Here is a 23,249-nt window from a genome sequence, read left to right as displayed (position 1 = left end):
CATTTGAGCGGTTGCCTTGCGCTTTGAAAAGCATCAAAATTCGTGCGCAACGATGCCTTTTTGGCATCTCAAGACGCGCCTGTACCGAAATTGTGCGCGCTGCTTAAAATTAACGCAAAGAGGCGCCCGTGCTGCATTCCAGGAAGCTTCTCTACATGAACGAAATCGCCCGCTGCGGCTCGATCCGCAAGGCGGCGGCGCGGCTGAACGTGGCTTCGTCGGCGATCAACCGGCAGATCCTGGCGCTGGAGGAAGAAATGGGCGCGCCGCTTTTCGAGCGCCTGCCGCGCGGCCTGCGCCTGACGGCCGCCGGTGAACTCTGCATCGAGCATATCCGCGAGGTCTTGAAGACCTACGAGCGGCTGGAGGGGCGGATCCGCAGCCTGAAGACGCAGCAGGCCGGCAAGATCCGGCTGGTGACCACGGTCGGTCTCGCCTCCGGGCCGCTGCCTGAAATCATCGCCCGGTTCCAACTCAAGCACCCGCGCGTATACCTGCAACTGCGCAACGACGCAGGCACGACGACGGTCAACCCGGTGCTGACCGGCGAGGTCGACATCGGCCTCGGCTTCAACATTCCGGCAACGCCGGGCATCCGGACGCTGGCCAATTTCGACATCCCGATCGGGGTCGTCTTTCCGCCCGGCCACAGGCTGCTAGCGCCGGGGCCGATCAACCTTGCCGACGTCGTGCAGGAGCGCCTGATCCTGGCACAGCCGGGAACGAGCCTGCGTGATGCCATCGACCTCATGCTGGCGCGTCTCGACGTGCATGTCGAACCGGTCCTCGAAACCAACGCGTCCGAGATGCTGAAGAAGCTGGTGAAATGCGGGGCGGGGCTGACGATGCTCAATCCGCTCGACGTCATCACCGAATGCCGCTCTGGCGAACTGGTGTTCCGGCCCATCGCCGAGCCGCATACCCGCCATCAGCCGATGAAGCTGTTTGCCCGGGCCCGCGCGCCGCTCGACGCCACGACCAGCCTGTTCGTCGAATATCTGCTCGCCGAACTCGCCGGGCTCGTCACCGAGTTGCAGGCCAAGGGCCACATCGCCCCAGACCGCCCGGCAGCCGCCTGAAAATTACCGAGAGTAGAGGTTAGAAAGCGGGTAGGCCTTGAGATCGTATAGCATCTCGACGAAACCCTTGACCTGATGTCGGCAGATTGCCGCTCCCTTCTCGGCGGTGCCGAGCGATGCGTCGCCGACGACACCGTTGGGGTTGAGATCGTGGGCGATCCAGGCCAACGAGTGCGGCGGCAGCGGTTGGATATATTGGGATTGTTCGCGCATCCATTCGGCTTTCGAGACGAAATTCTGCGCCTTGTCCATCCGCACCAGGTCGGGGCGGAAATGTAGCATCAGCGATGTCTCGACTTCACCGCCGTGAATACCGTAACGGGACTCGTGATCGCTGATCAGACCCTCGGGATTGCCGAACCGGCCCCATTGCGTCGACATGACCGCCATCTGGTAGCGGACGCGCAGTTCGCGGGCGACGATGCTCATGATGTCGACATTGCCCCCATGGGAATTGACGATCACCATCTTGCGCAGGCCAGCTTCCGCCACCTTGGCACCGATCGCCGTCCACACCGGGATCAGCAGTTCGGCACCCAGCGACAACGTGCCGGGACCGTAGACATGCTCGTTGGCCTTGCCGATTTCCTGAGTTGGAAGCACCAGAATATCGAGATCGTCCTGCCGCTGGGCGCGCAATTCGGCCAGCATGCCATTGGCTATCGCCACATCCGTCGCCACGGGCAGGTGCGGGCCGTGCTGCTCGGTGGACGCGATCGGCAGGATAGCGATGGTCGTGTCTGGCGACAGCCCGGCAAAATCGTAGGTATTCAGCTCGTTCCAGTAAAATGGCGTCGGCATCGACCCGTCCCTCGTTGTCTGTGGGGTATGGGTTACGGAAATCGACCGGGCACGAAAAGCATCAATTTGTGGCCGTGCTGCTGCCTTTTTGAGGACGATGACACCTAGCGCCGCCGCATGCCCGCATGCAGCTGGAAAAAGTAAAGCCCGATGCCGGGAACGAGAACTATTGTTCCGCGTAATCATGGTGATATCAGTTTGGCCACCTAAGGCTCCGCCGAAACAACTTGCCTAAGCCTTTTTGACCCCCGGGAGTGCAGCCTTGCTCACCATCCACCGCGATACCACCCCCTCCGTGCGCCAGGCCAACACCGGCGTTGACCTCCCAGACAAGGTCATCTGGATGGACCTCATGGATCCGACGGCGGAGGAAATTGCATTCGTCGAGGCCGGAGCCCATATCAAGGTCCCGTCGCGGGATGCCCTGAGCGAGATCGAGGCATCAAGCAGGCTCTCGAGGCAGGGCGACCACCTCTATCTCAGCACTCCGGTCATCGGCCACGCGACGCTGGACGATGCTGAACTGTCGCCGGCCGGCTTCGTGCTCGGCAAAGACATTCTCGTCACCATCCGCTACGCATCGCTGCCGACGTTCGACGCAGTTGTGGAGCGGATGAACAAGGATGGCACTATCGCCAGCAGCGTGGGGGTATTCACCTCGCTGCTGGAAGCCATAGTAGACCGTGGCGCCGACGCACTCGAGCATCTCGGGGCCGCCATCGACGAAGTCTCAAGATCGATTTTTCGTGGCCAGATTTCGGGTCTCAAAGACCCTAGCAAGGCGACCGCAACGCTGCACCGGACGCTGTCAAGGATCGGCGGCCTTGGCGACCGCCTGTCGAAGGCGCGGGACGTGCTTCTCGGCGTCGGGCGTATTGCATCATTTAGCGGCGACGTTGCCCACGAATGGCTGGCGCCGGAATTCCGCGACAGGCTGGCCGCGGTCTGCAAGGACGTCGTGTCGCTCAGCGACTACGAGACGCACCTCTCCGACAAGATCCAGTTTCTGCTCGACGCCGTGCTCGGCTATATCAACATCGAGCAGAATGAAATCTTCAAGGTGCTGACCATAGCCTCAGTCGTCGGCGTGCCTCCAACCCTGCTCGCGGGTATCTGGGGCATGAATTTCAAGTCGATGCCGGAGCTCTCGTGGACATGGGGCTATCCGATATCGCTGGCACTGATCGCCCTCAGCGCCATCCTGCCACTCGTCTGGTTCCGCCGGAAGGGCTGGTTCTGACGCGGCCAGGGTGTGGACACCGTGACCGCTCTTCGCAGACCTCAACCCGCCTTCGCCGGACCGACCGAGCCGCGTTCGATGATCGACGTCGGCAGGACGATCCGTTGCGGCGCATGCGTCTCTCCCTTCAGCCGGCGGATCAGCAACTCTGCAACCGCCTTGCCCATTTCATAGACGGGTTGATCCACCGCCGTGATCGGCGGCGTCGTGACACTCGTCCAATCGGCATCGTGGAAGGTGACCAGCGACACGTCCTGCGGCACGCTGAGGCCGAGATCGCGAATGGCCTTGTAGATCTCCAGGCCGATGATGCTGTCGGAGGCGATGATCGCGGTGGGGCGATCCGGCTTCGCCATGATATTTGCCACGATCGATGCCGTGCGGGCTTTCTTGGCGCCGAACATGAGATAGCGTTCCGGATCCGGGATATTGGCTTCCGCACAGACTGCGAGCAGGCCGGCAATGCGCTCGCGCACGGTTGACGTCGGTATGTGGTTGAAGTTCCAGTCCGGGCCTGCCTCCGCCTCGGCCGCCGTGAAATAGGCGATCCTGCGGTGGCCTGCGGCCACCAGCAGCCGCGCCACCCGGCTGGCGGCATCCCTGTCATCGACGGTCACGGTGTCGACGTTGAAATCCTGCAGGGGGCGGTCGAGCAATGCCAGGGGACGGCCGGAGCGGTCGATGTCCCTGAGATGGGCGATCTCCCGGCTATCCGATGGCGAGACGATCAGTCCATCGACCCGCTTGCCGATCAGCACCCGGACTGCGGCCTTCTCGGCCTCGAGTTCTTCACCGGAATTGGCGAGGATGACGTTGAAACCGGACGCCCGTGCAACATCGCTGATGCCGCGCACCGCAAGGCTGAAGAAAGGATTTTCGATATCGCCGACGACCACGCCCAGCAGGCCGGACTTTCCGGTCGTCATGCTCCGGGCCAGTTCGTTCGGCCGGTAATCGAGCGCCTTGGCCGCAGTCATGACGTCCGCATGGACCTTGTCGCTGACGACGCCATAGCCGCCGAGCACGCGGGCCGCCGTCGCCTTCGAGACATTGGCCGCCCGGGCCACATCCGCAACCGTCACGGCGCGGGTTTTCACGGATATTTTTTTCATCCCGGCAACGACTACAAGAGATGTTGACGAACCGTCAATCCGAATATACCAATTATCAATGAGACCGGTCTCACTAACGTAGAAACCGGTCTCATCCGCATAAAAGTGAGTTTTCGGGTAACAAGAACCATGCAGCTGAACGTCGGCGCGAGCCTTCCGACGGTGCCAAATGGCGTGCCCGTTCGACCCAAAAAACAAGTTCAGAGGAGAACGACATGCGCATGATGGGAATAATCAGATTTGTGAAGCCGGCAGCTCTATCGGCCGCGCTGGTTTTTGCAGCGGCTTTGGCAGCCGTCGGCACGAGCCCCGGGGCCTTTGCCGCAGACGACAACAAATACGGCCTGATCGACGCCAAGCAGATCAGCGTCGGGACGATGGGCGATGCCAAGCCTTACGTCTTCACCACAGCAGACGGCCAGTTCACCGGTTTCGATATCGAGCTTTTCCTCGATGTCGCCAAGCGCATGGGCTTCACCAAGGAGCAGGTTATCTTCACCGGCCAGGACTTTTCGGCGCTGATACCCTCGGTCGCCAACGGTCGATTCGACGTCGCGGTTGCCGCCATCGGCACCACCGCCAAGCGCAAGGAAACCGTCGATTTCTCCGATGGCTACCTTGCCGGCTACCTCTCCGTGCTGACCGCCGACAAGGCGATTACCGGCGCGGAAGGCCTGAAGGGCAAGCGGCTCGGCGTAGTCCAGGGGACGCTGCAGGAAATCTATGCCGCGAAGACTTTCACCAGCACAGATCTGGTGAAGTTTCCCGACAACAACTCTGCGGTTTCCGCCCTGAACAACGGTACTGTCGACGCGCATTTCCTCGATTACGAAGCCGCCAAGCAGTATTCAGAGCGTTATCCAGCGCTAAAGATCGCGGTCAATATCCCGTCCTTCGATGCACCTGCCGGCTTCGTCATCAAAAAGGGCAACGATGCCTTCCGTGAAGCACTGAACACCGGCCTCCACGCCGCGATGCAGGACGGCACCTGGAAGAAACTTTACGAAAAATGGTTCCCGGGTTCGCCGATGCCAGCCGACTATCTCCCGAAATAACGACGCCTGGCCGGCTGCCGGCAATAACCAGGCAGCCGGCACACCATCGATAGCAAGGGGATAGGAATGGACTGGCTTGAGAATTTGCGTCGCAGCTTCCTCGACTGGAATGCGATGCTCGAGGTCCTGCCGGCGATGATCACCGTCGGACTGAAGAATACGCTGATCCTCGCTTCCACGTCGACAGTACTGGGTGTGGTCATCGGCATGATACTGGCCGTCATGGGTATCTCGCAGTCGCGCTGGCTGCGAATTCCGGCACGGCTCTATACCGACATCTTCCGCGGCCTGCCGGCGATCGTCACGATCCTGCTGATTGGTCAGGGCTTTGCGCGCATCGGCCGCGAACTTTTCGGTCCGTCTCCTTTTCCACTCGGCATTCTTGCTCTCAGCCTGATTGCCGGTGCCTATATCGGGGAGATCTTCCGCGCCGGCATCCAGAGCGTGGAGCGCGGGCAATTGGAAGCCTGTCGGGCGCTCAGCATGAGCTACGGGCAGGGCATGCGGCTAATCATCATTCCGCAGGGAATACGGCGGGTGCTGCCGGCGCTGGTCAACCAGTTCATCGGCAACGTCAAGGATTCGAGCCTCGTCTACTTCCTCGGGCTGCTGGCTTCCGAACGCGAGATCTTCCGCGTCGGCCAGGATCAGGCCGTCGTCACCGGCAACCTGTCGCCGCTGCTTCTGGCCGGCGTCTTCTATCTCGTCATCACCGTGCCGCTGACCCATGTGGTCAACGCCATCGACACCAATCTCAGGCTCGGCAAGCACAAGGGCGGCGAGCCGACCAGCGGGCTCGCCGAAGTCAGCGAACTGGCGAGCGTGGTGGATACGGGCTCCGGCAGTCCTATACCACCAAACGGCCCGAAATTCCGGGGCGGCAGCCTTGAAGTCAGCAATTTGTCGATGGCCTACGGTAATCTCGAGGTCCTCAAAGGCGTCGACCTCACGGTCAAGCCGGGCACGGTGACCTGCATCATCGGTCCGTCCGGCTCGGGCAAATCGACGTTGCTGCGGTGCCTGAACCGCCTGGTCGAGCCGAAGGGAGGCGATGTGCTTCTGGATGGCGCCAGCATCCTGACGATGAAGCCGGAGAAGCTGCGCCGTCGGGTCGGCATGGTGTTCCAGCATTTCAACCTCTTCCCCGACCACACCGCCCTCGAAAACGTTATGCTGTCGCTGACCAAGATAAAGGGCATGGGCAAGCGCGAGGCGGAGGCGATTGCCGAGGCCCGGCTGGCGGATGTCGGACTTGCGGCCCGCAAGCACCACCGTCCGGGCGGCCTTTCCGGCGGCCAGCAGCAGCGCGTGGCGATTGCCCGGGCGCTGGCCATGGATCCGGAGGTGATCCTGTTCGACGAGGTCACCAGCGCACTCGACCCGGAACTGGTGAAGGGCGTCCTCAACCTGATGGCCGATCTCGGCAAGCGCGGCATGACCATGGTCGTCGTCACCCACGAAATGGGTTTTGCCCGCAAGGTCGCCGACCAGGTCATCTTCATGGACGAGGGAAGGGTGATCGAGGCGGGCACGCCATCTCAGATCTTCGACACCCCAAGCAGTCCTCGTCTCAGACACTTTCTCGCCGAGGTGCTTTAGCGCAAGAACCCCGGTGCCGTTCAACCACCACACCGCCAGCATCAACTACAAAGGTTATCCCAGAATGTCAGTCTCATCCGCCAAGAAGGTCATCGTTGTCGGCGCCGGTATTTTCGGCGTGGCATCCGCCGTCAATCTCGCCCGCCTGGGCGTCCAGACGACGCTGGTCAATGACGGTCCGCCTGCCAACGGCGCATCCGGCCGTTCGCTGTCATGGCTCAACTCGTCCCGGAAGCGCTCCGAGGCCTATCACCGGCTGCGCATGGTTGGCATCGACCGTCACCGGACGCTTGCGGCCAAATATCCCCAGGCTTCATGGCTGCGCTTCGACGGCGGGCTGACCTGGGATGCCGACGACGCATCCAACGAAATCCGCGAGGCCTTCGCGTTCGAGCGACAGATCGGCTACGATGCCAAGCTGCTATCGGCCGACGACATAGCCGATGCGACGCCCGGCGTCGATGCGCGTCCGGTCACGCCGCAGGGGGCCATCCTCAATCCCGGCGAAGGCTGGGTCGATCTGCCGAGCCTGATCGAAGTTCTGCTGGCGGAGTTCGCAGCCCTCGGCGGCACCGTCGTCACCGATGCCGGGAAAGTCACGCCCCGCAAAACCGGTGGCCGCGTCGATGGCGTCACGACCTCGAGCGGCCGTGAATTCGATGCCGATACCGTGTTGCTCGCCACCGGACCGGCCGTCCCGCGCATGGCAGCCGAGCTTGGACAGACCATCGCCGATGGCACGCCGGTTTCGCTGCTGGTGAAGACCAAGCCTGTCGACCTGCCGCTGAAAGCAGTCCTCAACACCCCGCGCGTCGCCGTCCGCCAGACACCGACCGGCGCCCTGGTGCTGGATTCCGGTTGGTCGGAAGAGGAAGTGATCGTCAAGGCCGATGGCAGCTACGAGGTCAAGGATTCGACGGTTCAGGGCCTTCTCGACGAGGCATCCCTTGTTCTCGAGGGCAATCCGAAGCTCGAACTCGATAGCTACGGCGTCGGCCCGAAGCCTATCCCGGGCGACGGAGAGCCGGTTTTCGGGGCGCTGACGAAGGTACCGGGCTGTTATGTCGCCTTCAGCCACAGCGGCGCGACGCTTGGGCTGATCGCCGGTGAATTGATTGCGGACGAGATTGCCACTGGCAATCTGCATCCGTTGCTGGCCGAATTCCGTCCGGAGCGGTTTTCCTGATCATCTCCCGGATATTTTTCGTGCGTTATACGAACAAATCTCGATTAACGCACTAATATCTTGCTGCCCAGCCCTTGCGCCGGTATTCCAGACGATGACCGCAGATAGATTTCGGTCATACGGTCGTCGGAGGATCACGCATGGACAAAACAATCGGCAGCACCGCAGAAGCCGTCGCTGACATCGGCGATGGCGCAACGGTTATGATCGGCGGGTTCGGTGGCTCTGGCGCCCCGATAGAGCTGATCCACGCCCTGATCGACAAGGGCCCGAAAAACCTCACCGTCATCAACAACAATGCCGGCAACGGTCGCATCGGCATCGCCGCGATGATCGATGCCGGCATGGTGCGCAAGATGATCTGCTCTTTCCCGAGATCTTCCGACCCGCGTGCGTTTACCGACAGATATCTGGCTGGAGAGATCGAACTGGAACTGGTTCCGCAGGGAACGCTGGCCGAGCGCATCCGCGCCGGCGGCGCCGGCATTCCGGCATTCTACACGCCGACCGCCTTCGGCACAGAACTCGCGGAGGGTAAGCCTATCGCCGAATTCGAGGGCAGGTCCTATGTGCAGGAGCGCTGGCTGAAAGCCGATTTTGCCATCGTCAAGGCCCATGTCGGAGACGCCCACGGCAACCTCACCTACAACAAGGCTGGCCGCAACTTCAATCCGCTGATGTGCATGGCGGCAGCAAGCACCATCGTCCAGGTCTCGAAAATCGTCGCCGCCGGCGAGATCGATCCGGAGCAGGCCGTCACACCCGGCATCTTCGTCAACCACATTGTCGAGGTCGCCGACCCCCGCCAGGAAGAAGACCTCATTCGAGCCGGAGTGGCCTACGCATGACAATCGATACCCGCGAAGACATCAAGCTCTCCAATGCCCAGATCGCCTGGCGCGCGGCGCAGGACATTGCCAACGACGCCTATGTGAACCTCGGCATCGGCTTTCCCGAGATGGTGGCGCGCTACCAGCCGCCCGGCCGGCAGGCTATCTTCCACACCGAGAACGGTATCCTCAACTTCGGCGAACCGCCGGCTGCGGGCGAAGAAGACTGGGACCTGATCAACGCCGGCAAGAAAGCCGTGACCCTGAAGCCGGGGGCCGCCTTCTTCCATCACGCCGACAGCTTTGCGATGGTGCGCGGCGGACATCTGGATGTCGCCATTCTCGGCGCCTACCAGGTTGCGCAGAACGGCGACCTGGCGAACTGGCGGGTCGGCAGCAAGGGCGTGCCGGCAGTCGGCGGGGCGATGGATCTCGTGCACGGCGCCAAGCAGGTTTGCGTCATCACGGAGCATGTCACCAAGGCGGGCGAACCCAAGCTCGTCGAGAAATGCACGTTTCCCCTGACAGGGGTCGGCTGCATCACGCGCGTCTATACAAGCCACGCAGTCGTCGACATCGTTGACGGCCGCTTCGTGTTGCGTGAAAAGCTTGCCGCCATGTCGCTCGAGGAGTTGCAGGCCATGACCGGGGCGACGCTGCATATCGACGGCAAGGTCGGCGATCTCGTCGTCCCCGAACTCTGAGGAGAGCCCCATGGCTGATGCATTCATCTGCGATTATATCCGGACGCCCATCGGCCGCTTCGGCGGTTCGCTGTCCTCTGTGCGCGCTGACGATCTCGGCGCCATTCCGCTGAAGGCCCTGATGGAGCGCAATGCCTCTGTCGACTGGGATGCCGTCGACGATGTGATCTTCGGCTGCGCCAACCAGGCAGGTGAAGACAATCGCAACGTCGCGCGCATGTCGTCGCTGCTGGCCGGCCTGCCCCATTCGGTCTCGGGCACAACCATCAACCGCCTCTGCGGCTCCGGCATGGATGCCGTCATCGCGGCCGCCCGCGCCATCAAGGCGGGAGAGGCGGAATTGATGATTGCCGGCGGTGTCGAGAGCATGTCGCGCGCACCCTTCGTCATGCCCAAGGCCGAAACGGCGTTTTCGCGCAGCGCCGAAATCCACGACACGACCATCGGCTGGCGCTTCGTCAACCCGCTGATGAAGAAGCAGTACGGCGTCGACAGCATGCCGGAGACTGGCGAAAACGTCGCGGAGGACTACAAGGTCAGCCGTCACGACCAGGATGCCTTTGCCGTTCGCAGCCAGGACAAGGCCGCCGCCGCCCAGGCAAGCGGCCGGCTGGCACGGGAGATCACCGCCGTCACCATCCCGCAGCGCAAGGGTGACCCGATCGTGGTCGACAAAGACGAACATCCGCGCGCAACGACGATGGAGGTGCTGGGCAAGCTCGGTACCCCGTTCAAGAAAGAGGGCGGCACCGTCACCGCCGGTAATGCGTCCGGCGTCAACGACGGCGCGGCATCGCTCATCATTGCCTCGGAAGCGGCAGCCCGGAAATACGGCCTGACGCCCATTGCACGCATCCTCGGCGGCGCTGCTGCCGGCGTGCCGCCACGGGTGATGGGCATCGGCCCGGTACCCGCATCGCGCAAGCTGATGGCGCGCCTCGGCATGACGCAGGACCAGTTCGACATCATCGAGCTGAACGAGGCATTCGCGAGCCAGGGGCTCGCTGTCCTGCGCGAACTCGGCATCGCCGACGACGACGCCCGCGTGAACCGCAACGGCGGCGCAATTGCGCTCGGCCACCCCCTCGGTATGTCCGGCGCACGCATCACCGGCACGGCAGCCCTCGAGTTGAAGGAAACCGGTGGTCGCTACTCGTTGTCGACCATGTGCGTCGGCGTCGGGCAGGGGATCGCAATCGCCCTCGAGCGGGTCTGATCTACGCCCGGTTTGAGAGCGCAAAACGCTGGCAGAGCAGGCCAATATGACGGCCGGCGGATCTTTTCATGCAAAGTGAATCCGCCGATCCTGACATTTGTTGACACGGAAGAAATGACCTGTCAGGAGGAGTCATGGCCCCACGTCAATCTCGTAACGTCTCGCTGACCCCCGAGCTAGAAGCTTTCATTCATGAAAGCCTGGCTACGGGTGACTATGCCAACGCCAGTGAAGTGGTTCGCGCCGCCTTGTGCAGGCTGCGCGACGGGGCAGCAGTGCCTGCGACTTCATCTGTCAAGGACTGGCCCAAAGGCGGCGGCGAATGCGGCGCGCTGATCCGGAGCATGGACTGGAACAAGAGCCTTCTCGGCCCCATCGAAGGATGGAGCACGGAGATGCGGACAACCGTTGCCAACATCGTCAATTCGCCCGTGGCGAAAGTCCTCATGTGGGGCCGCCACCACGTCATGCTCTATAACGACGCCTACCGGGAGATTGCCGGCGAGCGCCACCCTTCTGCCTTCGGAACACCCGTTGCCGTAGCATTTCCCGAGGTATGGGATTGGAACCGTTCCATTCTCGAAGCGGGTCTGCGCGGCGAAATCGTGACGCATCGCGATCAGCCTATCGTGTTCAACCGGCCTGACGGCCCGCAGACCATGTTTCTCGATCTCTTCTACACACCGGTGTATGACGCGGACGGCCATGTGGGCGGGGTCATGTGCACCATAGTTGACAACAGCGCGCGGCTCCTGGCCGAAACGCGACTGGCGGAGAGGGAAGCCGAGCTGCGCAGCGTCACCGACGCCGTGCCCATGCTGATTTCCTACGTCGATCAGGATCATATCTATCGATTTGCCAACGGCACCTACCGCGATTGGTTCGGGGTCGATCCCCAAAGCATGGTCGGCCGGCACGTAAGCGATGTCATCGGCGAAAAGGCCTATGGAGATCGCCGCCAATCAATCGTTCGCGGCCTCGCCGGCGAGACTTTCGCCTCTGAAGCGCAACTTGCCTATAACGGTGGCGCCCTGCGCCGCATCGAGATCCGCTATGTCCCGCATTTCGGAGCAGATGGCGCCGTCCTCGGCGTCCACATTCTCGGCATTGACGTCGAGGAACGCGCGCAGCGTGAAACCGATCTCGCTGTCAGCAACAAGCGCTTCCGCTACGCGATGGACGCTGTGCACGGCGTGCTTTGGACCAACAGCGCCGATGGCCGGATGATCGGGGAGCAGCATGGCTGGTCGAAGCTGACCGGCCAGACCGCAGAAGAATATCAGGGCTACGGCTGGTCGAATGCCGTCCATCCCGACGACGCGGCTGCGACGGTAGAAGCCTGGAAAGAGGCCGTGGCGACCAAGAGCATGTTCATTCACGAGCACCGGGTGCGCCGCCACGACGGTTCCTGGCGTCAGTTCGCCATCCGTGGCCTGCCGATCCTCGACGCATCCGGCGACATCGTCGAATGGGTCGGCGTCCATACCGATATCACCCATCAGCGCGCGGCCGAAGCAGCGCTTCGCGAACAGGCCGAGGTGCTGTCGCGGCAGGTCCGCCATCGCGAACGCGCCGAGGAGCAGCTGCGACAGGTCAACGAGAATCTGGAAGCGCGGGTCGTTGCCGAGATCGGCGAACGACGCGCCGCCGAGGCGAAGCTCGCCCAGGCGCAAAAGATGGAGACCGTCGGCAAGCTGACCGGCGGCGTGGCCCACGATTTCAACAACCTGCTGCAGGTCGTCTCCGGTAACCTTCAACTGCTTGCAAGGGACATTGCCGGCAACCCGAGGGCCGAAACCCGAGTGGCCAACGCCATGGCGGGCGTATCCCGTGGCTCGAAGCTTGCAAGCCAGCTTCTGGCCTTCGGACGCCGGCAGGCGCTCGAGCCGAAGGTCGTCAATATCAGCCGCTTCGTGCGCGGCATGGACGACATGCTGCGAAGGGCTATCGGCGAGGCAATCGAGGTGGAGACCGTCGTTACCGGTGGGCTCTGGAACACCTTCATCGATCCCGCGCAGGTCGAAAACGCGCTTCTCAATCTCGCCATCAACGCCCGCGATGCGATGGCAGGTCGCGGCAAGCTGACAATCGAGCTCGCCAACGCCCATCTCGACGACAGCTATGCGCTGGAGCATGACGAAGTCACGCCCGGTCAGTATGTCATGCTTGCGGTCAGCGACACGGGTACCGGCATGTCGCCAGATATCATCGACAAGGTGTTCGAGCCGTTCTTCTCCACTAAGGCAGAAGGCAAGGGTTCGGGCCTCGGCCTGTCGATGGTCTACGGCTTTGTCAAGCAGTCGGGCGGCCACGTCAAGATATACTCCGAGGTCGGCGAGGGCACGACGATCAAGCTTTACCTGCCACGCGCGATGCAGTCCGAAGACATGGAAGTCGCCGTCGATACCGGTCCGATCACCGGTGGCACGGAGACGGTGCTGGTTGTCGAGGATGACGATGCCGTGCGCGACACCGTCGTCAACCTGCTCACCGACCTTGGCTATCGCGTGCTGAAAGCGATCGATGCGGCAAGCGCCCTGAGCGTGATCGAGAGTGGCATACCGATCGACATCCTGTTCACAGACGTCGTCATGCCCGGCACCCTGAAAAGTCCTGAACTTGCCCGCAAGGCTCGGGAACGCCTGCCAGATATCGCCATCCTGTTCACGTCCGGTTATACCGAAAACTCGATCGTCCATGGCGGAAAGCTCGACGCCGGAATCGAGCTGCTTTCCAAGCCCTACACACGCGAGGCAATGGCCCGCAAGTTCCGCCACGTACTTGCCAACCGAAGCCAGCGGTTGAAGCCCGCAGAAAGCATACCCGCCTCGAACCCGTCTCTGGAAGCGCCGGCATCGAGCGCATCGGTCACGACGCGGCTGACGGTCCTTCTGGTGGAAGATGACAACCTCATCCGCGTCAGCACCGGCGAAGCGTTGAAGAACGCCGGCTGCATCGTTGTCGAGGCAGGCAGCGCCGAGGAGGCCATGGCTGCCCTGGAGACAGTCCCATTCGACGTGCTGGTTACCGACGTCAACCTGCCAGGGGCGTCAGGCGCCGAATTGGCAAAGCGCGCGCGTTCTGTGCGACCGTCGGCGGCGATCGTCTTTGCAACGGGCGATCCCTCAAGCGTGAAGAGCGAAATCGGTGCCGTTGTTGTCGGCAAGCCCTATCATGCCGAGGCACTAATCGCGGCCGTCGAAAGATCCTGGGCCGCAGTGTCGAACGGCGCTAGCGCCGAAACCGAGACCTCCCCTCAGCAAAGCGGACGTTTCAGCAACTCGACATCGACGACGAACTGATCGGGAACACTGCGGTGTAGCAAACCCGACCTCCCGTCGAATTTTCAGTTACCGAACATATTGCTGAAATAGACGTTGAGAGCCGACTGGAGGAAAAATCAATGACGAAACAATGCCAAGGCTGCAACGATGGCCAAAAGTTTCCCTTTGATTTCTCGATGGCATTGCAGCCGATCGTCAATATCACGGATGGAACCGTCTACGCCCACGAAGCATTGGTGCGCGGCGTCAACGGCGAGGGAGCAGCCACTGTCCTTTCCTCGGTGGACGCCGAAACCCGCTATGCGTTCGACCAGCAGTGCAGGGTGAAGGCTATCGAGCTGGCAGCGAAAGTGTTCCCGCAGCAGAACCGGCCGCGCCTGTCCATCAACTTCATGCCGAACGCCGTCTACGAGCCACGCGCCTGCATCCGGTTGACATTGGCAACTGCTTTGAAAACCGGGTTCCCGGCAGACCACATCATTTTCGAGTTCACCGAAGTCGAGGAACTCGACACCAAGCACATCCTCGGCATCCTCGAGACCTACCGCGAAATCGGCTTCAAGACGGCGGTCGACGATTTCGGCGCAGGTCACGCCGGCCTGGGCCTACTATCGAAATTCCAGCCCGATATCGTCAAGCTGGACATGGAACTGGTTCGGAATATCGACAGCCATAAAGCCAAGCAGACTATCGTTCGCCACACCGTTGCGATGCTGAAGGATATGGGCATAACTCCCCTCTGCGAAGGCATCGAAACCCGTGCCGAACAGACGGTGCTGGAGGATCTAGGTGTCGAGCTGATGCAGGGATACCTGTTTTCCAAGCCGGTCTTCGAGGCTGTAGCAGGTGAAATTCACGGTCTCGGCGGAAGATCAATCGAGACCTGAATTTCACCCTGAAGAGGTCAGGCGGACCCGAGCCCTTTCGTCAGGAGCACTGCCCTTATCTTGGAAATCGCTGCCTCCCGATCCGTTCCATAGGGGATCAAGCCCTTCAGCCGTCCATCGGCGCCAATCATCAGCATAGTGATGGTGTGGCTCATATGGTAGCTGCCATCCTCGCTCGGCACTTTTTCAGCGCGGATCATCCATCCGTCCATGACCTTGCGCATTTCCTCAGGCCTGCCGGTCACACCGACAATGCGATCGCCGAAAGCGGAGACATAATCGTGCATGATGGCTGGCGTGTCGCGCTCCGGATCGACAGAGAAGAAGTAGGCGGCAAGCTCCTTGCCCTCGGGACCCAGCGTCTGGAGCCAGTCCGTGACCTCGAGGAGCATCGTCGGGCATATTTCGGGGCAATTGGTGTATCCGAAATAGACAAGGGCCGGACGGCCGTGGAAAACGCTCTTGTCGACTGGACGCCCGCGATCGTCGATCAACGAAAACGACGCGTCGAAGGGCCCGCTGCGTGGTTCGGACGCGTAAAGCCAGACCAGCGAGCCAACGAGGCAGGATACGAACACGCCTGCGGCCATCGACGCGCTTAGCAAAAGGGTGCGTGGCCTCATTTTGAATGCCCCGCGTGATCGGTATGCCCACTGGCAGCCTTATCCAGCATCACTGTTCCAACGAAGCTCGCAAACAGCGCAACCGTCGTTGGATCGAGTGAATGCTCAGCCGTCGCCAGCTGGCCGGTCAGCGCCTTGGCGTCCGCCGCATCGACGCCCAACGTTTGAAGCACTGCCGGGTCCTTCAGACTGTCGCCGCTGCAGAGCAGCGCTTCGAACCCATGCGGACCTTTCCTCAGCAACACCCTGCCGCCACGCCCATCCTGCTGCCAGGCGGCAATGGCCCAGTCGTTCCGGACAATGATGGGGTCCGTCGTCAACGGCTTCTCTGGCGTCTCGAACTGCTTGCGCATCGTCTGCCGGATCTCCTGCTTCGGATCCATCGACATGCCCGGCATATCCATTCCGCCCATATCCGTCTTTCCCATGTCCATGCCAGGCATGGCGTGATCGTCCCCAGCCTGTTCGGCACCAGCAGCCGGGGCGCTCATGTCACCGCCCGCACTGCCGACGGCAAAGGCGACCTCGACAGCGCCCGCCTTGGCGAAAGTCAGCGTCGCGGTGATTGCTTCGCCGCGCTTGAAGGGTTCACGGACATCCATGAACATCAGGTGGTAGGCGCCCGGCTTGAACAGGATGGTCTTCCCGGCCGGGATCTCGATGCCATCGCGCAGCTCGCGCATGATCATGATTCCATTGTCGATACTCATCTGGTGCAGCTGGACGCTGCTGGCACGGGGGGCGGTCACCGAAACCAGGGTGTCGCTTTGCGGGCCGGTATTGGTGATCGCGAGATAGCCGCCTCCGACCGTTGCGCCCGGCAGCATGGCGCGTGCCTGGGCGTTGTCGATCCTGATTGTCCCGGCCGCAAAGCCCGGAGTCGAAAACATCGCCGCCAAGGCGAAGAGAGCGGCTGCGATTGTTCTGTTCATGACGAAACTCCCGACTGGAAGACCCGGCTTATGGCGGGAATGAAGCGGATGACGACCTGGTCGATGACAACCATGGCAACGATGGCAAGGCCGGTCAGGGGGAAGAGGACGCCGAAGACGATGGCGATCAGCCAGAGGCCGAGATACACTGATTTGTCCTGTGGCATCGGTGGCACGCCGAGACGCCCTGCCGGTCGCCGCTTCCACCCCATGGCGACGCCGGTGACGCAGGAAAGGACGATCGCAATGCAGGTCGCCAGCATCACGAGCTGGTTGAACAATCCCCATTGCTGGCCCTGGTGGAGGTTGATGCCCCACTCGATCGCGCGGCCCAGCGCCGGGTACTGGTCGTAGGAGAGATCGACGAGCGGCTTTCCCGAATACTGGTCGATGTGGACTGTACGTTCCTTGCCGAGATCGCCGAAATAGTGGCTTGCCGTATAGACGCCGGTGTCGGTCGAAGGAATGGCGAGGTCGGCACCCCGAACCATCCCCAGCTCGTGCATGATCTCCACAGCCCTGTCGAGGCCGATGGGTTTCACAGCCTGGGCTGCGGCGATGTCGGAGAGCGGAACAGGTGCGTTTTCAACGACCCATCCGGCCCGCGCGACGACATCCTGCGTCACCTTGGTCGAGACCGGAACGTTGTCCCAGAGCGCTGCCGGCGCGCCAAGGTCATGGGCGGTCAGCCAGGCGTTGACATTGGCGCCCCAGTAGCCGGACCAGGGCAGGCCGCTGAAGGCGAGGAAGAAAATGACGATGCCGGCGATGGCCCCGGTGACAGCATGAAGGTCGCGCCAGAAAACCCGCCGCGACGGTGTCCCACGGACTGTCAGGACACCGCCCGTCTGTTGTCGGGGCCACCAGAGGTAAATGCCGGTGACGACCAGCACCAGCGCAAAACCGGCGACGATCTCGATGATCCGGTTGGTCCATTCTCCGAAATATTCGAGGCTGTGGATCCGCTTGACGACCCAACCGAACTCCTCCTTGGAATTGACCGTGCCGAGCACAGCACCGTTGTGCGGATTGACGTAGACGATGGTAGACACGCCGTCCTTTGCAACGGTGACCTCGGCGGAGCGGGTCGCAGATGCAGCCTCCCGGTAGCTGGTCACTTTGGCGCCCGGAATACTCCCGACCGCGACATCGACGATCTGCTGCGGCGACTGCATCGGCCCCAAATCGCTGACGATATGGCGATGCGCGTAGAACGTATCGGCGATCTCATCCTTGAAAAGGTAGAGCGATCCGGTGATCGCCAGATTGAGCATGAACGGGATGACCAGCAGGCCGGCGAAAAAATGCCAGCGCCAGATGGCCCGGTAGAGCGAAACATGGGTAGTAGACGGAGCCGACGGGTCGGCCGCTGCAAAAGCAGACATGGAATTCCCCCTGGGGATCGCGACGACGCAGATGATCTCGTGCGGGGGAGGAAATGACCGTTGAGGTCATCGCCTTGTGCAGCCCCGCTGCGGCGTCCGGAACGAGCAGTCCGATACGCGACAGGCAACCTGCAAATGGCATTCTCCCGCAGCCTTGCGGGCTCTCCGCCCACGATCATACGGCCGCCGTTGACAGAACGCGTCACGGCTCAGGCCGCAACGCAGGCTCAGGCAACGATCGACAGAAGTGGTGGGGCGCGGGGGCCGCTGTTCGGAGGATAGAGCCGGCGGTGAAAGGCGACCGAGAGAGGCGCCGCCAGGCGGGCGAAGACGAAGGGGAGGTGGCCGTAGTCGAAAACGGGTGCTGCCGGCAGAAGTGCGGCCGGAGCGGTCTGGCAAAGGTAGCATCCGGGAATATGGACTTCGCCATGCGCCTTGCCGTCTGCGTCGCGATAGGTGATGCAGAAGATCGGCAAGGTGCCATCGGGCAGGCGGTACTGGGCGAGTTCTGCCGGGGTCAGTTGATCGGGGCTTGAAATGGCTGGCTGCGCACCGAAGCCGACAAACACGACAGCCAGCGCGCACAGCAGGCGCACCGTCCATTGCCTTATGTCGGAAGAAACCGTCCTCATATCGCCCACCACATCGACCGTAACGGTGGTACGTCATTACGCTGGCGAGCTCAATGCGGCAAATTGCACAGATCGGCTCGTGGACGGCAGCACCTCAGCATACCGACAGCCGCGCACATTTCTGCGCGCGGCTGCATTTACGGCTGGCTTACTGGACCGGAGGACGGACTGGCTGGGCGGCAGGACCGTTGAGGCGATCCATCAACTGCATCAGCGTGTCCGAGCAGACCTTCATCGGTTCGTCATCAGCGCATTTCACGTCGATCCGGGTATCACCGTGGTCGATATGGAAGTGCGCAGCCTTGGACGGCGGTGGTGGCGGGGGTGGGCGGTGGCCGCGAGGTCCCATGTCGCCATCCGGTCCGCCGGGAGGAGGACCCATGCGATCCGGGCCGCCATCAGGGCCACCAGGACCACCGCGCATTGGAGGCACAGGCGGCGGCGGGGGTGGTGCGCCGGGATCGACGACAGGTGCGGGGCCGCCGGGCGGAGGCGGGGCCGGTGGCTGCTGGGCGAAGGCGGTTCCTGCCAGGGCAGCGAACGCGATTGCAGACAGAATATATTTTCTCATCGTATCGACTTTCTGTGAGGTTGAGGATGGGTCAATCGGGATTGCTGGAGTGATCATGGACCCGGTCTGTGGATCAGATCGCCGAATGGCCCGTGCGGTGGAGGACCGGGCGCGCGCAGCGCTTCGGTCTTCCCGTCCTTGTCGACCAGGAAGCTCGCATGGACGAAGCCCTGGTCGAAGCGGCCCTGGACGGTGACCGCTTCATTCTGCTTGACCAAATCGCCACCGTCGCCGGCTGGTCCGGTTTCCACCAGGGCCTTGCCGCTGGTATCCTGCAGGATGAACTTGTTGCCGTAGATCTCTGTGACAGTGCCCTTGATGGTGACCAGGCTCGAAGCCGGCATCGTCGAAATGGAAATCGGCGTCATCGGGGCCATTTCCGCCGTCGGACGAACCATCCGCATCGCGCCGGCCCCGCCTGCAGCACCGACTGCAAGCGCAATCGCGATCGCCGGAAAGACGATCCAGTGGCGGCGGCGCTCATGCGGAGGAACGTGGGCGCCGCCCTTGCCGGGGCGCTCGCTGCTGTCGTGATCAATCGTCATCTTGGTGCTCCTTTGTGAGTGACAACCGCAATCTAGGCCCTATGTGCCATCACACGGCTGAACCTCGCGGTTCAGATTCAGTTCAGGCAATTTCGCTAGGACTGGGCGATCATTTTGCAGCCGAAAGTCACCTCATGCGCGTACTGCTCGTTGAAGACGACGACGACCTCAGCGGCCGCATCGCTGCGGCCCTCAGGTCAGAAAATTTCGTGGTGGATATTGCCCGCAACGGCGAAGATGCCTTGCATGCCGGCCTGACCGAGATGTTCGACGTCGCAGTCCTCGACCTCGGGCTGCCAAAGATCGATGGCGTGACGGTTCTCAAGGGATGGCGGGAGAGCGAACGCAATCTTCCCGTCCTCGTGCTTACCGCCCGTGACGGATGGCCGGACAAGGTTTCGAGCTTCAAGGCGGGGGCGGACGACTTTCTAGGCAAGCCCTTCAAGATCGAGGAGCTCGTGCTGAGGCTTCGCGCCCTCGTCAGGCGTTCTACAGGTCACGCCGCCTCGCGCGTCAGCTGTGGCGGCCTCGTCTTCGATGCCCAGCTCGGCACGTTCGAACTAGATGGCCTGCCTCTGAAGCTCACGGCGCTGGAATGGCGGGTGCTTTCCTGCCTGATGCTGCGCAAGGAGACGGTTGTCGACCGGCGGGAACTGAACGAACGGGTCTATGACGGGGATGCCGAGGTGGATTCGAACTCCATCGAGGTCATCATCGGCAGGCTGCGCAAGAAGCTCGGGCCAGACCTCATCGAGACGGTGCGTGGGCGGGGCTATATGCTGACTGCCGCGTCGATGCCATGAAGCTATTTTTCCCCGCGCGACCGAAATCGATAGCCGGCAGACTGCTGATATTTTCGGGCATCTTCGTGACGCTGGCGCTTGTGGTCGCGTCCGCAATCCTGTGGCTGGCACTGAATGCCGTTATACGCGAGCAGATCGATCAACGCCTCGACACACAGATCGGCGCGCTCGCCTCCGCAGTGACACACGGGCCGGACGGACGGCTTGAGTTGTCGACCACCCTCGATGCGCCGCCATTCGATCGCCCGGGTTCCGGCTGGTACTGGCAGGTGGAGGGCACGGGCCAACGCCTTGCATCGCATTCGCTTCTGAATGGCACGATAGATGCGCCGCCCCCGCGCCAGGACTTTCTCCACATGCTGACGGCCATGCCGACACCCGGGGAGGGCAGGCAGAACGGCCGCAAGCTCTATCTTCGCCAGAGCTCGCGCGATGTCGACGGCGAGATGGTGCTGATCACTGTGACAGCGCCAGAGGGTGCGTTGGTCGATCCCGCCGTGCGCGCGCTTTTCTGGCTGGTGCCCTGCATGCTGATTTTGGGCGTGGTGCTGCTGGCCGGAACGCTCTGGCAGATCCGCTTTGGCCTGCGCCCGCTGAAGTCCATGGCAGCCGGCATCGACGCGATCAACCGCGGGGAGCAGTCGCGGCTTGCGAACGAGACCACCGTCGAACTGGCACCGCTCGCCTCGAAAACCAATGCGCTGATCCAGTCCAACGACGAAAGGCTGGCGGCCACCCGTATCCAGTTTGCAAACCTCGCGCATGGCCTCAAGACACCGGTCGCAAGCCTTTTGCTGGCGCTCGACGGCCGCAATGATCCCGATGGGACGCTGCGCGACCTCGCCCTGCGCATAGACAACCGCATCAAGCATCACCTGAGCTCCGCCCGGCGGGTCATGGCGTCATCTGGGACGGTAGCGCGAACAGAGGTTGCGAAGTCCCTAGCCGACATCCACGGCGCCATCAGCCTGATCCACGCCGAACGCGGCATCGCGTTCAAGGCGGACGTAACGAACGGGCTAGCTGTCGCCTGCGAGGAAAGCGATGTCGAGGAAATGCTGGGGAACCTGATGGACAACGCCTTCAAATGGGCATCGTCGCGCGTTACCGCTTTTGCCGTCAAAGACGGCGCCTTTGTTCGTATCACCTTCGAGGATGACGGACCCGGTATCCCCCAGGAGCGCATAGAGGCAGTGTTGTTGCCCGGTGTCCGGGAGGACGAGCGCGTTCCGGGAGACGGCTTCGGGCTGACCATTGTAACTGAAATGGCCGGGCTCTACGGCGGCTCGCTGGTGCTGGAACCGGCGTCGCCGGCCGGCTTGCGGGCTGTTCTCCGCCTCCCCGCCGCCGTTTACCAGGCGTAGGGGAGACGTTGATCTAAAAGCGAAGAATATCAGCCAAGATTGGGCTGAGTGGCTTTATAGCTCGGCAGGGCCTGGATTGCCGTCCACCAGTCGCTGAAGCCCGGAACGTCGAAAAGGGCGCTCTTGTCGGGGGTCAGGGAGATGTAGAAGGCTATCGGCGCGAGGTACAGGTCTGCGAGACTGAGCTCGTTGCCCGCGATGAACGTGTCGCCGGCTCGTGTCGTCATGATGAATTCGAGCACCTTGCGGCCATTCGCGATTCCCTCTTTGCGGCTGTCTTCATTCTTGCCGCCGACGAAATCCGGAAACAAGTGGTAGGCCGCGACGCCACCGAGAAGCGCTCCGTAGCCGTAGGAATCGATGATGCCGACGGCCATGTCCATGCGGGCGCGATCCTTGGCGTTCGCCGGAACAAGCGATTTGCCCGGCAGGACGTCATCGAGATAGCGCGTGATCGCCGCAGTCTCCAGGATCGTAATGCCGTCATGCTCGAGCACGGGAACCTTGCCGAACGGGTGGCGCTTCAGATGCTCCGGCGACTTTGGCTCTCCCTTCAGGACGTTGAGCGGGATCTGCTCGAAATCGGTGACGCCCTTTTCCGCGAGAAGCATCTTTACGGTGCGAACGTAGGTGGAGCCGTCGAAGCCCCAAAGCTTGATATTGGCCATATCTTGTCTTCCTCGTGTGATCTGTCTGCACGATGCAGGCAGCAAGCGAAACTTACTGACGTATTGTGGGCGAGATGGACTTCAGTCCGTGGGACCGGGTCCGCCACGCGCCAGCATTCGCTGCAGTGTGCGGCGATGCATGTTGAGCAACCTTGCTGACTCCGACATGTTCCCGCCGGTCGCCTCGAAAATGCTGACGATGTGTTCCCAGCGAACGAGATCCGGTGGCTTCAGCGCCGTATTCGGCTCGCTTGCCGACTTGTCGACAAAGCCCAGCACCTCGAGGATCTCGTCGGCATCCGCAGGCTTGCTGAGATATTCGGTCGCCCCGAGCTTCACGGCTACCACTGCGGAATGGATATTTCCGTAGCCTGTCAAAACCAGCGTCTTGGTGTTCTTCGACAGCGTGTTCACCGCTTCGATCACAGTAAGACCGCTTTTTTCACCGATCCTGAGATCTGTGATGACGATGTCGAGATGTCTTTTACCCACGAGGCCCAATGCATGGTCTACGGTCTCGCACACTTCCACGTCGAAGCCCCGATCCGAGAATGCTTTTCCGAGCCTGTGGCCGAAAACGCTGTCGTCATCGACGATGAGGAGGGAGAGGGGCGCGGCGTCACTATTGCCCGACACGCCTTCGAAATTTGCAGCTAGATAACTCATCGCATTCTCCCCCACAGGAATGGGCATTGGGCAGAAGATGCCTGCCGGATGATCACGTCACGCATTC

The 23,249-nt window shown here is 62.0% G+C and carries 22 protein-coding genes; 12 read left to right on the top strand and 10 right to left on the bottom strand.

Features of this window, described 5'->3' with window-relative positions:
- Nucleotides 1-128: 128 nt before the first annotated feature.
- Nucleotides 129-1,079: a LysR family transcriptional regulator gene (locus PR018_RS27805; RefSeq protein WP_142829336.1), complete on the top strand. Its 951-nt coding sequence runs from the start codon at nt 129-131 to the stop codon at nt 1,077-1,079.
- A 3-nt stretch (nt 1,080-1,082) separates the two neighbouring features.
- Here PR018_RS27805 and PR018_RS27800 read toward each other — a convergent pair whose 3' ends face one another.
- On the bottom strand, nt 1,083-1,880 hold the full coding sequence (locus tag PR018_RS27800; RefSeq protein WP_142829338.1) for a creatininase family protein: 798 nt from the start codon (nt 1,878-1,880) through the stop codon (nt 1,083-1,085).
- A 262-nt stretch (nt 1,881-2,142) separates the two neighbouring features.
- Here PR018_RS27800 and PR018_RS27795 point away from each other — a divergent pair, with 262 nt between their 5' ends.
- Nucleotides 2,143-3,120 carry a magnesium transporter CorA family protein gene (locus PR018_RS27795; RefSeq protein ID WP_224128013.1) on the top strand — a complete coding sequence of 326 codons (978 nt, stop codon included), beginning with the start codon at nt 2,143-2,145 and terminating at the stop codon, nt 3,118-3,120.
- A gap of 41 nt (nt 3,121-3,161) precedes the next feature.
- Here PR018_RS27795 and PR018_RS27790 read toward each other — a convergent pair whose 3' ends face one another.
- Entirely contained in the window at nt 3,162-4,232 is a 1,071-nt protein-coding gene (locus PR018_RS27790; protein ID WP_142829339.1) for a LacI family DNA-binding transcriptional regulator, read from the bottom strand.
- Nucleotides 4,233-4,453: 221 nt separating this feature from the next.
- Here PR018_RS27790 and PR018_RS27785 point away from each other — a divergent pair, with 221 nt between their 5' ends.
- The 8 genes from PR018_RS27785 to PR018_RS27750 all read left to right on the top strand — a co-directional run bounded on the left by PR018_RS27785 (nt 4,454) and on the right by PR018_RS27750 (nt 14,993).
- Complete coding sequence (locus PR018_RS27785; protein ID WP_244615327.1) at nt 4,454-5,287, top strand: ABC transporter substrate-binding protein; 834 nt, start codon at nt 4,454-4,456, stop codon at nt 5,285-5,287.
- Between the two features lie 66 nt (nt 5,288-5,353).
- Nucleotides 5,354-6,886: an amino acid ABC transporter permease/ATP-binding protein gene (locus tag PR018_RS27780; RefSeq protein ID WP_142829341.1), complete on the top strand. Its 1,533-nt coding sequence runs from the start codon at nt 5,354-5,356 to the stop codon at nt 6,884-6,886.
- A gap of 64 nt (nt 6,887-6,950) precedes the next feature.
- The gene (locus tag PR018_RS27775; protein ID WP_142829343.1) at nt 6,951-8,072 is read left to right on the top strand and encodes an NAD(P)/FAD-dependent oxidoreductase; all 1,122 of its coding nucleotides are present in this window, start codon (nt 6,951-6,953) and stop codon (nt 8,070-8,072) included.
- 140 nt (nt 8,073-8,212) lie between these two features.
- Nucleotides 8,213-8,920, top strand: a complete 708-nt coding sequence (locus PR018_RS27770; protein ID WP_142829345.1) for a 3-oxoacid CoA-transferase subunit A — start codon at nt 8,213-8,215, stop codon at nt 8,918-8,920.
- Nucleotides 8,917-9,606 (top strand): CoA transferase subunit B, encoded by a 690-nt coding sequence (locus PR018_RS27765; protein ID WP_142829347.1) that lies wholly within the window; start codon nt 8,917-8,919, stop codon nt 9,604-9,606. Before PR018_RS27770 ends, PR018_RS27765 begins: the two co-directional genes overlap by 4 nt.
- A 10-nt stretch (nt 9,607-9,616) precedes the next feature.
- Nucleotides 9,617-10,822: a 3-oxoadipyl-CoA thiolase gene (gene pcaF / locus PR018_RS27760; RefSeq protein ID WP_142829349.1), complete on the top strand. Its 1,206-nt coding sequence runs from the start codon at nt 9,617-9,619 to the stop codon at nt 10,820-10,822.
- Nucleotides 10,823-10,956: 134 nt separating this feature from the next.
- The gene (locus PR018_RS27755) at nt 10,957-14,124 is read left to right on the top strand and encodes a hybrid sensor histidine kinase/response regulator (protein WP_142829351.1); all 3,168 of its coding nucleotides are present in this window, start codon (nt 10,957-10,959) and stop codon (nt 14,122-14,124) included.
- A 101-nt stretch (nt 14,125-14,225) separates the two neighbouring features.
- Nucleotides 14,226-14,993, top strand: coding sequence for an EAL domain-containing protein (locus PR018_RS27750; RefSeq protein ID WP_142829353.1), 768 nt, complete (start codon nt 14,226-14,228; stop codon nt 14,991-14,993).
- 17 nt (nt 14,994-15,010) lie between these two features.
- Here the strand turns inward: PR018_RS27750 and PR018_RS27745 are convergent, their stop codons facing one another.
- From PR018_RS27745 to PR018_RS27720, 6 genes are all read right to left on the bottom strand, one after another.
- Nucleotides 15,011-15,616 (bottom strand): SCO family protein, encoded by a 606-nt coding sequence (locus PR018_RS27745; protein WP_142829354.1) that lies wholly within the window; start codon nt 15,614-15,616, stop codon nt 15,011-15,013.
- On the bottom strand, nt 15,613-16,548 hold the full coding sequence (locus tag PR018_RS27740; protein ID WP_244615328.1) for a copper uptake system-associated protein: 936 nt from the start codon (nt 16,546-16,548) through the stop codon (nt 15,613-15,615). The genes PR018_RS27745 and PR018_RS27740 overlap by 4 nt, the downstream gene beginning before the upstream one ends.
- Nucleotides 16,545-17,933, bottom strand: a complete 1,389-nt coding sequence (locus tag PR018_RS27735; protein ID WP_142829356.1) for a PepSY-associated TM helix domain-containing protein — start codon at nt 17,931-17,933, stop codon at nt 16,545-16,547. The genes PR018_RS27740 and PR018_RS27735 overlap by 4 nt, the downstream gene beginning before the upstream one ends.
- Nucleotides 17,934-18,160: 227 nt before the next feature.
- The gene (locus tag PR018_RS27730; protein WP_142829358.1) at nt 18,161-18,565 is read right to left on the bottom strand and encodes a hypothetical protein; all 405 of its coding nucleotides are present in this window, start codon (nt 18,563-18,565) and stop codon (nt 18,161-18,163) included.
- A 148-nt stretch (nt 18,566-18,713) separates the two neighbouring features.
- Nucleotides 18,714-19,136: a hypothetical protein gene (locus tag PR018_RS27725; RefSeq protein WP_142829360.1), complete on the bottom strand. Its 423-nt coding sequence runs from the start codon at nt 19,134-19,136 to the stop codon at nt 18,714-18,716.
- A gap of 53 nt (nt 19,137-19,189) precedes the next feature.
- On the bottom strand, nt 19,190-19,681 hold the full coding sequence (locus tag PR018_RS27720) for a hypothetical protein (protein ID WP_142829362.1): 492 nt from the start codon (nt 19,679-19,681) through the stop codon (nt 19,190-19,192).
- A gap of 134 nt (nt 19,682-19,815) precedes the next feature.
- Between PR018_RS27720 and PR018_RS27715 the strand changes: the two genes are divergently transcribed.
- Both PR018_RS27715 and PR018_RS27710 read left to right on the top strand, forming a co-directional pair.
- Nucleotides 19,816-20,484, top strand: coding sequence for a response regulator transcription factor (locus PR018_RS27715; RefSeq protein WP_142829364.1), 669 nt, complete (start codon nt 19,816-19,818; stop codon nt 20,482-20,484).
- Complete coding sequence (locus PR018_RS27710; RefSeq protein ID WP_142829366.1) at nt 20,481-21,848, top strand: sensor histidine kinase; 1,368 nt, start codon at nt 20,481-20,483, stop codon at nt 21,846-21,848. Before PR018_RS27715 ends, PR018_RS27710 begins: the two co-directional genes overlap by 4 nt.
- Nucleotides 21,849-21,877: 29 nt before the next feature.
- Here the strand turns inward: PR018_RS27710 and PR018_RS27705 are convergent, their stop codons facing one another.
- Nucleotides 21,878-22,516 carry a glutathione S-transferase family protein gene (locus PR018_RS27705; protein ID WP_142829368.1) on the bottom strand — a complete coding sequence of 213 codons (639 nt, stop codon included), beginning with the start codon at nt 22,514-22,516 and terminating at the stop codon, nt 21,878-21,880.
- 81 nt (nt 22,517-22,597) lie between these two features.
- Nucleotides 22,598-23,182 carry a response regulator gene (locus PR018_RS27700; RefSeq protein ID WP_142829370.1) on the bottom strand — a complete coding sequence of 195 codons (585 nt, stop codon included), beginning with the start codon at nt 23,180-23,182 and terminating at the stop codon, nt 22,598-22,600.
- Nucleotides 23,183-23,249: the final 67 nt, after the last annotated feature.

This window comes from Rhizobium rhododendri (assembly GCF_007000325.2).
GTDB lineage: Bacteria > Pseudomonadota > Alphaproteobacteria > Rhizobiales > Rhizobiaceae > Rhizobium > Rhizobium rhododendri.
This window is presented reverse-complemented; position numbering and strand designations above follow the sequence as displayed.